Genomic DNA, 9,400 nt, shown 5'->3' with positions numbered 1-9,400 from the left:
CGCCCGGGCAGTCCTCCCCATCGTCCCCGGCCGCTGGGGGCGGGAGAAGCGGCCGGGGACGATGGGGAGGACTGCCCGGGCGGCAAGCTCGCGCCCGGGCAGTCCTCCCCATCGTCCCCGGCCGCTGGGGGCGGGAGAAGCGGCCGGGGACGATGGGGAGGACTGCCCGGGCGGCAAGCTCGCCCAGGCGGCCGGGTTGCTCACGCAGCCGGGGTGTTCAGCACGTACTCGCGTGAGGCGTGCACCTGTCCGCGCAGGGCGGCCAGGTCGACGTCGAGGACGTGTCCGTCCCATTTGCGGGGCTCGCCGTTGATGAGGACGGCGCTGATGTTGCGGGCGTCGGAGCCCAGCACGATCGTGCCGATCGGGTCGTTGAGGGGCATGTTGTTGAGGTCCTCGGCCTGGATGACCAGCAGGTCGGCCTTCTTGCCCGGGGTGAGGGAACCGGTAACGCCGGACAGGCCGTTGGTGTGGGCGCCTTGAAGCGTGGCGAAGTCCAGCACGTCGTGGGTGGTGACGCGAGAGGGCTGCTGATCGGTGCCGTAGGCGGCGTTGACCGCGCGCATCCGCTGGATGGCGTGCAGGGCCCGCATCTGCGTGAACATGTCGCTGGCGAGAGCGACTTCGACGTCGATGCTCAGGCCGGGGCGGATGCCGACGGACAGCGCCTCGTCGACGGCCGGGATCGCGGTCTCCAGGCCGATCTGCGCGTCGGAGGTGGGGGCCAGCGCCACGGTGGTGCCGGTCTCCCCCATCGCCTTCCACGCCTCGGAGGTCAGTCCGGTGGAGTGGATGAGGGTGACGTCGGGGCCGAGGATCCCGTCCTTGGCCCAGCGCAGGACCGCCTCGGAGGAGGAGATACCGAAGACGGCGTCCACGCTCACTCCTATGCCCAACTCCTCTGCCGCGCAGGCAAGTTCGGGGCCGTAGGCGAGGGCGGGCCCGGCGATCTCGTCGGTGGCCAGGGTCGCCAGGCGCAGCGTGAGCAGCTGGTCGTCGCTGCTGAAGTACCGGTCCTTGATACGGGCCAGGTCGCCCGGCCACTGACGGTCCCACTCCCCGAAGTGCGGGCCCATGGAGGCGTGCACGCCACGGATGCCGGTGTCGCGGAGGGCCTCGATGGCGGCGTCGGAGTGCTCTCGGGTACGGGAGTTGTGGGAGAAGTCGAGCATCGTCGTGATGCCACTGTCGATCGCGGTCAGGGCGGCCAGCCTGGTGCCGATGTACATGTCCTCGGGCCGGTAGACCGTGGCGTAGCCGGCCAGGGTGGCCATGACGTAGCCACCGAGGTCGTCGACGTCCGGCATGATCCGGCGCAACTGTGCCTCCCAGGCGTGCCGGTGGGTGTCGACGAAACCGGGGGTGAGGATCGTGCCGGTGGCGTCCACGACCACCGCGTCATCCGCGCTGAGGTCACGGCCGACGGCGGTGACCGTGTCTCCCTCGACGAGGAGGTCGCCACCGTCGATGACACCGAGTCCGGGGTCCATGGTGACGATGGTCGCGCCGGTGAACAGGATGCGCCGCCGGTCGGCGGGCCGACGCCGGAGCTCTTCGAGGACGGCGGCGCTGGAAGTGTCGTTGATGCTCATGAGAAATCTTCTTTCCGTACGGAGGAGAGGGCCGGGAGGACGGGCCATGCGCCGGAGGGGGCGCCGGCAGTGGGCCGTAGGGCCGTACGCCGGGTGAGGGCTGGGAGGCTGGTCGCCGGGAGCGGCCGGGTTGCTCGAACACCAGCCTCGGCCGCGCCCGTCACGGCAACCAGGCCGCGGTTTCCCCAGGTGCCGGGCGCCCAGGATCGGGACCGATGGTGCGCCGGTCGGCGGGCAGGTCAGCCGAGCTTCATGACGTAGCCCGCGTGGTGCAGTTCGTCGCCCTGGAACTCTCCGTAGGCCCAGAAGCCGAGGTCGTCCAGGTAGTCGATGCGGTCGCCGTCGATCCAGTAGCGGCCCTGATACGCGTGCGGGCGGCCGCCCCGGGTCTCGTCGTAGCGGCCGTCGGCGGTGAGCTCCTGGTGCAGGAAGTCGTGTCTGTCGATCCAGACACCGACGCGCGGGCTGCCGGTCAGGTCCTCGGCGGCCGGGATGCCCGCCTCGGGCGCGGTGGCCCGGCCGGGGACGTCGCTGCCGGTCCACAGGACGGGACGGCCGGCCGCGACGAGTGCGCGAACCTGCTCGGGCCGGGCCATGAGTGTGGCGACGGCGCTCGGCACGTCGGCGGCGAGTTCGTCGGGCACGACCAGGAAGTCGGGGGTGTTGCCCGGGGTCAGCGTCGCGACGTACTCCGAGCGGTGGCCGCGGCCGCCGGCCAGTGCGACGGTGTCCACGACGGCGGGGGCGATGGTCATGCCGGTGCAGTCGACGACGATGGCGTTGTCGTCCTGAGCGGCGGTGATGATGCCCGGGCCGACGCCCACGAGCAGGGAGCCGACGAACAGGAGGTCGGCGCCGGTCATGGTCCCGATCAGCGGGTCCATGGTGAGGATGCGGGCGTTGGTGAACAGGACGGGGCGGCCCGCGCCGTTCGAGAGGATCTCGTCGAGGGCGGTGGGGTTCCAGTCCATGGTGTCGATGTCAGTGTCGGTGTCGATGTCGGTGCTGCTCATTGCATGCTCCTCGGTGGAGTCGGCCCATCGGTCCGCCAGAGGCGCGAAGGAGCGCCGGTGCAGGTCCGAGGCGGATGTCCGGCAGCTACGACCGCTGCCCGACCACCAAGTTCGTCGCACGGCGGAATCGGAACCAGGCCGCCGTGTCCCTGGGTGCGCCGCACCCAGGAAGCCCTCACCTGGGCAGACAGCGGCCTGGTTACCCTCGGCGGCCTGGGCGACCGTAGAGCCATGACCACCAACGACACGCCCCGCGACCCTCACCCGTACGTCGGGATGTGGGTGACCGCAGACGGGTTCATCCGCCAGGAACTGCTGCCGAACGGCCGCTACGACGAAGCCCGCGGCAGCCGCCGCAGCGCCTACACCGGCAGGTACACCGTCACCGGAAACCACCTCGACTACGTCGACGACACCGGCTTCACCGCCACCGGCGACATCCGCGACGGCGTTCTCTTCCACGAGCACCTGGTGCTCTACCGCGAGAACGACGAGCGCGCCCGACAGGGAGCCTGACCAGGTCCGCCCCGCCTGGTCGTCGAGCCGGTCACCGAGCCGATCGCCCGGCACGCTGCTGCGCTCCTCGCGGACGCCGGCCTGCACGGACACAAGTACGCCATCGACGCCATGCTCAGCGCCTCCGCCCTTGCCGCGCCCGGCCCGGTCACGATCCTCACCTCGGATCCCGAGAATCTGACCGTGCTGTGCGGCGGACGGGCCACCGTGATCAAGATCTGACCCGGCCCGCCACGTCGGCCCGCGCACAGCGTCGGCGATGGGCCTTTCGCCGAGCCCTCGCCGGAAGCCCGAAACATGATCGAGCCAAGGCGGGCAAACCTCGCATTTCACTTCTGCGGGGCATGCGCGCCAGATCCCGAGTCTGTGGCCGCGCGCGTCACATCCGGCCTGCCCGCCCGGTCTCCGCCTTCGGCCCGAACGCCCCACCTAGCGGTGCCGGGCCTGCCCGGTGTGCCCCGGACGGCCGTCCCAGTGACCCGGACCTCCGTCGCTCAGCAGTTCCGCTGCCTGGTGTTGGGTGTGTGCGGCTGCTATTTGGGCTTCCGTTACGGCGTCTCCGCGTTCGCGCACCAGGTCTTCATAAATGGGCAGGTGATCGTTTTCGGTGGGAGTGCGTGTCACTGTGTCGTCCTTCCGCTGGGTATTGCCGTCAAGCCCTGTTCAGGCGGGCGGCAATTCCGTGCCCGAGGAGCAAATACAGGACTGCCGGAAGGCCGTAATTGAGGACGACCCGTAGGCCCTCTGTGTCCATCGTGAAAATGTCCTGTGCCCATCCGGAGAGCAGGTCCGCCGACCCGTGCACGAGCTCCACGAACGCGTTGCCCTGGTTCGCGTCGAGCAGGTACAGCACGATCCACAGGCCGAGGAGACCGGCCGAGACGTCGGCGATCGTGCAGATCGTCAGGGCCGCTCTCCGTGCGGTGGCCTGGTTGCGCGCGGGGCGGTCCTGGGGGGTGTGCTGGTCGTACGACTGGTATCCGGATACCGGGTCGGTGTTCACGAGAAATCCGATCTGACGCGTTGGCTGGGGCGACTGGCCACCGCGCCGTGTCGGGATTCGGATTCTGCACGGTGACTTCTTCTGCCTGGTTCTGCGTCAGACGAGCGTGAGTGTGTTACACCGCCGGCGAAGGCGTCCCATATATGGCGGGCTATTCGGGCACTTACCCAAATGTTCGCGTGCTGGCGCACATTTGCGGATGCAGCGCGGCCCTGCCGTGAGGGGTCAGACCCGGTCCGCGGTCGGGAGCATCGCCCAGACCGTCTTGCCCATCGGGTGCCGTCGGGTCCAGCCCCAGTGCTCGGACAGGGCGTCGATGATGCGCAGCCCGCGCCCGTGTTCGTCAAAGGGGTCGCTGGTGTGCGGGTACACGGGTGGGTGGTCGCTCGGGTCGGTGACCGAGCAGACCAGGTGGGCGTGGCGGCGGAGGCTGAGCCGGAGCCAGATCTCGGCGTCGTCCAGGGCGGAGCCACGGGCAGATCCCGGGGCCGGACTGTGGGCCGTGGCGTGCAGTACCGCATTGGCCAGCAGTTCGGTGACCACCGTGAGGGCGTCGGGGCCGCAGTGGTCGAGTTCCCAGCCGGTCAGCGTGCGACGGACGAAGTCGCGGGCCTGACCGCAGCCCCGTTCGGCGCCGGCCAGGCGCAGGACGGCGGAGCGGGGCGAGGTGCGCGGAGCGGCGGGGCGCGGTTCCGGCGTCGCGGCCAACCCCGCAGGTGACGCAGCGCCATGCGCCAGTCGGAGCCCTTCGTACGCAGGTAAGGACACAACGTCTCCCCTGATACACGGTCAGGACGGGGCGTCCGCGCTGCACTTGACGCCAAGGGCTATTATCCACGCCGACGGCGTCTCCGTGCAATTTCACGGGAAATTGCGCGAGGGTGTCGACGCAGAGCACGTGGTGCGGCCCGGGTCCGCTGAGGCGTCGGGGCGCATGCGTGGCGGAACGTGAGCAAGGAGAGTGCAGTGCCAACAGCGCAGAACGGCGTGCGGGCAAGCTCGTTGGACGTCCGCTGGATCAAGAGCCGGCACAGCAATGCCGAGGGCAACTGCGTCGAGGTGGCCGCCCTGGGCGATGGGAGTGTCGCGATGCGCAACTCCCGCCATCCCGACGGACCGGCCCTCGTCTACACCCCCGCCGAGATCACGGCCTTCCTGGCGGGCGCGAAGGAGGGAGAGTTCGACCACCTCGCTTGAGACCGGCCTCTGCCCGGGACCGCGCGACCGGCGGGGGCGAAACGCCCTCCGCAAGCGGAAGTTGAGGCTTCCACTTCTCGCGGTTCCGGCGGCGCGGGGCGGCGGGATGCGATAATGCGGTCTGTCGTATGCCGGTCTACAGGGAGTCAGGATGTCCGCCGAGTCACCTCGCCTCTCCCGCCTCGAACCCTATCTGGACCGCACCGAGCCCGCGCCGACCTTGCTGAAGATGCTGGTCGGCGTCCAGTTGGCCGGTATTCGCGAAGACCTCGGTCTGTCCCAGGACCAGGCGGCGCGTGCCGTGGGCTTCAGTCCCGCGAAGCTGTCGCGCATCGAGGCGGGCAAGGGCCGTCGGCCGCCCACGGAGGCGGACGTACGGACCCTGCTGGAGCACTACCGCGCCGCGGAGTTCGAGGCGTCGGTGCTGCTGCAGTTGCTGCGCCGTGCCGGTGAGCCGGGTTGGTGGCAGCGCTATGACAAGCGGCTGATGCCGGAGTGGTTCGACCGGCTGGTCGGGCTGCAGGAGGCCGCGACGGCCATCCGTACCTTTGAACTGCAGTATGTTCCCGGCCTGTTGCAGACCGAGGACTACACCCGGGCCGTGGTGGAGCGCGGACTGCCGAACGCGCCGGCGCGCGAGCTGCAGCGGCGTGTGGAGCTGCGGACGCGCCGGCGCGCGAGCTGCAGCGGCGTGTGGAGCTGCGGACGCGTCGGCGGGAGCTGCTGCACCGTCCGGACGCGCCTCAGCTGTGGGCGATCGTCGACGAGTCGGTGTTGCTGCGTGTCCTGGGCAGCCGTGAGGTGATGCGGGCGCAGCTGGAGCACCTCGTGGAGATGGCCCAGCGGCCTCTTGTGACCGTGCAGATCGTGCCCCTGGACGTGACCAACGCATCGGCACCCGCCATGCCGGTCACCTATCTCCGCTTCGGCGGCGTCGATCTGTCCGACATCGTCTATCTGGAGCACATCAAGAGCGCGGCCTTCCTGGAGGACCGCGACGAGACCGAGGAGTACCGCCTCGCCCTGGACCGTCTGGGTGACGAGGCCCTCAACCCGCGCGAGTCCCTGGAGCGACTGCGCGAGACGATGAAGCGGTACGCCTAGCGGGGTCAGGCCCGGGAGCGGCGGTGACGCCGCTCCCCCTCCCTCCGGTCCCTACGGCAGTCGGCCCACGCCGCCGAACTCGATCCACTCCTGGGTGAGCTGACGCGGTGCCACCTCGGTGTCGGGGCGCCAGGTGGAGACCTCCACCAGACCCGGTTCGAGGATCTCCAGACCCTCGAAGTACTCCGCGACGTCGCTTTCCTGGCGCACCCGGCCCCAGTGCCCCTGGGTCGCCTGGTCCATGAAGTCGGTGACGAACTTGCGGACCTCGGGGTCCTCGCTGACCAGCTGGCACATCACCATGAAGCTGCCGGGCGCGAGACGCTCGCGCACCCGGCGGGCCACGGCGAGCGGGCCGTTGGCGTCGTCGTCGGGAATGCAGTGGAACACCGAGTTGAACAGCACCGCCACCGGCTCCGAGAAGTCGATCAGCCGCTCGGTGTCCGGGTGGGAGAAGATCAGGTCCGTCTCCCGCATGTCGGCGTGGATGACGGCGGTGTTGTTGTTCTGGTCCAGCAGTGCGCGGCCGTGGACCAGGACCATCGGGTCGTTGTCGACGTACACCACGCGCGAGGCGGAGTCGACGGCCTGCGCGACCTGGTGGACGTTGTTCTGGGTGGGCAGGCCGGAGCCGTGGTCCAGGAACTGACGGATGCCGTAGTCGCCGGCCAGCGTCCCGACCACCCGCTGGAGGAAGCGCCGGTTGTTCAGCGCGAGGGCCCGGGTGCTGGGGACGACCTTGTCCAGCTCCTCGCAGGCGGCTCGGTCCGAGGCGTAGTTGTCCTTGCCTCCGAGGTAGTGGTCGTACATGCGCGCGGCCGTGGGGACCGTGGCATCGATGGACGTGGACAGCTGCTTTCCAGGCTCCATGGCTTCCCCCAGGGGCAGGACGGCCGAGGAGATCACCTCGCCGACAACACATCCTAGGGACGGGGCAGTTGGTCGGGCCAGTCCATCCGTCAACGACCGGGCGATTGACACTCTTGACGGGGAGGGCGTGCGGGGGATCCGCTGCTGGAAGGCGGCTGCGGTGTCCGGGGAGAGCACCTCTCGTCCGATGCGTCCCGAATGTCGTTGTGTCGTCAATTGTTCGTAGGTGCCTACGAGGTGACCGTGCGGTGTCTCGGTGCGGCGCTCGTCAGCGCGCGGCCCTCACGGTCGTGACGGCCCGTCCGTGAGGGCTTCTCGGACTCCTTTCATGATCGGGGATGTGCGGCGGGCCACTTTCGAACTAGGGTTCTCGATCGGAAGCCACATTCGACGGGGGTACGCACGTGGCCGATGTGGCGCGTTCGCAGGACGACACCGCGCACGACGGGGGCAGGACCGGCCGGTTCACCGGTATGGGTCCCTTCATGCTCGTCTGGAGCGGGCAGGCGATATCACTGGTCGGCAACTCCGTCCTGCGGTTCGCCTTCGTCTTCGAGACCTGGTCGGCCACCGGCCGGGCGACCGCGCTGACCACGCTGTCGCTGTGCGCGCTGCTCCCCCAGGTGCTGCTGAGCCCGCTCGCCGGGGCCTTCGTCGACCGCGTCAGACGGCGTACGGCGCTCCAGCTCGCGGACGGCGGCGGGCTGCTGATCGTGGCGCTGCTCGGCGTGCTGCACTTCACCGGCGGGCTGAGCACCTGGGAGGTCTACGGGGCGGTCATGCTGCTCGGCTGCGCCGCCGCCTTCCAGTTCCCGGCGCTGGGCGCCGCCGTGCCGCTGCTGGTGGACAAGAACCAACTCCAGCGGGCGAACAGCCTGCTTGCGAGCGCCAAGAGCACCGCGGACGTCGGCGGTCCGGCGCTGGGCGGGCTGTTGGTGGCGTTCTCCGGGCTCGGCTTCATCATCGTCGCCGACCTGGTGAGCTTCGCCCTCGCGCTGGCCGCGATCCGGGTCGTACGGATGCGGGGGGACACCGGTCCCGGGGCGAAGGCGGGCGGCCCGCGGGGGAAGCTCGTCGCGGAGGCCGTCGAGGGGATGCGCTTCCTGTTCCGGTTGCCGAGCCTGCGCGATCTGCTGCTGGCCTTCTGTTTCGTCAACCTGGTCATGGTGTTCGGCTTCGCCGCCGTACAGCCCATGGTGCTGGCCCGGTCCGGCGGCGAGACCTCGGCGCTGGCGAGCGTCAACACGGCGATCGGCGTCGGCGGGGTCGCGGGCGGGCTGCTGATGGCGGCCTGGAGCGGGCCGAAGAACCGGGCGCGGGGCATGCTGCTCGGGATCATCGGCATGTGTCTGTCCGCCCAGGTGGCGATGGCGCTGGCGGGCGGGGTGGTCGGCTGGTGCGCGGCCATCCTCGTGGGCGCGGCGCTGATGCCGATGATCAACGGCACGATGCAGGCGATCGTGCAGACCAAGGTTCCGCAGGAGTGGCACGGCCGGGTCTTCGGCGCGGTGATGTTCCTGTCGCAGCTCTCCGTCCCGCTGGCCACCGCGGTCTCCGGCCCGCTCGCCGACCACGTCTTCGAACCGCAGGCCGCGGACGGCGCCGGGATCTTCGTGGTGCTGGGGCCGGTCCTGGGGGACGGGCCGGGCAGCGGTATGGCCGCCATGCTGCTCATCGCGGGCCTGTGCGGCATCACGGTCGCGGTGCTCGGCATGTCGCGGCGCACGGTGCGCGAGATCGACACGCTGCTGCCCGACGCCGCCGACGACTCCCCCGACGCCGACGTCGACGACTCCGCCCGGCCCGGCGATCCCGAGGCCGCGGAGAACACCGACAAACCCGACAACCCCGAGAACAAAGCACTCGTGGAGGGCTGACCATGACCACCAATCCGTTCGAGGACGAGAACGGGACCTATCTCGTCCTCAGCAACGCCGAGGGCCAGTTCTCGCTCTGGCCCGACGGGATCACCGTGCCGGACGGGTGGGACGTGGCGCTGACCGCGAGCAGCCGTGCCGACTGCCTCGCCTACGTCGAGGAGCACTGGACGGACATATGTCCCGCCCCCACGGGCGCAGACGCCTGACATGGGAGCAACGGGGGCG

The 9,400-nt window shown here is 70.0% G+C and carries 9 protein-coding genes and 2 pseudogenes; 6 read left to right on the top strand and 5 right to left on the bottom strand.

All coding sequences use genetic code 11. The annotated features are described in order from the left end of the window. Positions 1 to 200: 200 nt before the first annotated feature. The gene (locus EAO75_RS04815; protein ID WP_147993729.1) at positions 201 to 1,592 is read right to left on the bottom strand and encodes an amidohydrolase family protein; all 1,392 of its coding nucleotides are present in this window, start codon (positions 1,590 to 1,592) and stop codon (positions 201 to 203) included. Between the two features lie 239 nt (positions 1,593 to 1,831). Further along, positions 1,832 to 2,605: an Atu4866 domain-containing protein gene (locus EAO75_RS04810; protein WP_147993728.1), complete on the bottom strand. Its 774-nt coding sequence runs from the start codon at positions 2,603 to 2,605 to the stop codon at positions 1,832 to 1,834. A 231-nt stretch (positions 2,606 to 2,836) separates the two neighbouring features. Between EAO75_RS04810 and EAO75_RS04805 the strand changes: the two genes are divergently transcribed. Both EAO75_RS04805 and EAO75_RS04800 read left to right on the top strand, forming a co-directional pair. Continuing rightward, positions 2,837 to 3,121 carry an Atu4866 domain-containing protein gene (locus EAO75_RS04805; RefSeq protein ID WP_147993727.1) on the top strand — a complete coding sequence of 95 codons (285 nt, stop codon included), beginning with the start codon at positions 2,837 to 2,839 and terminating at the stop codon, positions 3,119 to 3,121. A 12-nt stretch (positions 3,122 to 3,133) separates the two neighbouring features. Further along, positions 3,134 to 3,343 (top strand): annotated as a pseudogene (locus tag EAO75_RS04800) (DNA-binding protein); the annotation flags it as partial. Between the two features lie 430 nt (positions 3,344 to 3,773). Here the strand turns inward: EAO75_RS04800 and EAO75_RS04790 are convergent. Further along, a complete protein-coding gene (locus EAO75_RS04790; protein ID WP_147993725.1) occupies positions 3,774 to 4,124 on the bottom strand; it encodes a hypothetical protein in 351 nt (116 codons plus the stop codon). A 225-nt stretch (positions 4,125 to 4,349) separates the two neighbouring features. Beyond that, entirely contained in the window at positions 4,350 to 4,832 is a 483-nt protein-coding gene (locus tag EAO75_RS04785) for an ATP-binding protein (protein ID WP_147993724.1), read from the bottom strand. Between the two features lie 258 nt (positions 4,833 to 5,090). On the opposite strand from EAO75_RS04785, the gene EAO75_RS04780 reads away from it, so the two are divergent. Then, entirely contained in the window at positions 5,091 to 5,321 is a 231-nt protein-coding gene (locus EAO75_RS04780; protein ID WP_147993723.1) for a DUF397 domain-containing protein, read from the top strand. Between the two features lie 151 nt (positions 5,322 to 5,472). Next, positions 5,473 to 6,425 (top strand): annotated as a pseudogene (locus tag EAO75_RS04775) (helix-turn-helix domain-containing protein). A 51-nt stretch (positions 6,426 to 6,476) separates the two neighbouring features. On the opposite strand, the gene EAO75_RS04770 reads toward EAO75_RS04775, so the two are convergent. Further along, positions 6,477 to 7,295, bottom strand: coding sequence for an SAM-dependent methyltransferase (locus tag EAO75_RS04770; protein WP_147993722.1), 819 nt, complete (start codon positions 7,293 to 7,295; stop codon positions 6,477 to 6,479). A 404-nt stretch (positions 7,296 to 7,699) separates the two neighbouring features. On the opposite strand from EAO75_RS04770, the gene EAO75_RS04765 reads away from it, so the two are divergent. Beyond that, positions 7,700 to 9,172, top strand: coding sequence for an MFS transporter (locus tag EAO75_RS04765; protein WP_147993721.1), 1,473 nt, complete (start codon positions 7,700 to 7,702; stop codon positions 9,170 to 9,172). Positions 9,173 to 9,174: 2 nt separating this feature from the next. Then, the gene (locus EAO75_RS04760; RefSeq protein ID WP_147993720.1) at positions 9,175 to 9,381 is read left to right on the top strand and encodes an MbtH family protein; all 207 of its coding nucleotides are present in this window, start codon (positions 9,175 to 9,177) and stop codon (positions 9,379 to 9,381) included. The last annotated feature ends 19 nt before the right edge of the window (positions 9,382 to 9,400 follow it).

Origin of the sequence: Streptomyces sp. UW30 (assembly GCF_008042075.1) — a bacterium.
Classification (GTDB): domain Bacteria; phylum Actinomycetota; class Actinomycetes; order Streptomycetales; family Streptomycetaceae; genus Streptomyces.
Note: the sequence above shows the minus strand (reverse complement) of the source record. Positions and strands in the feature narration are given on the sequence as shown.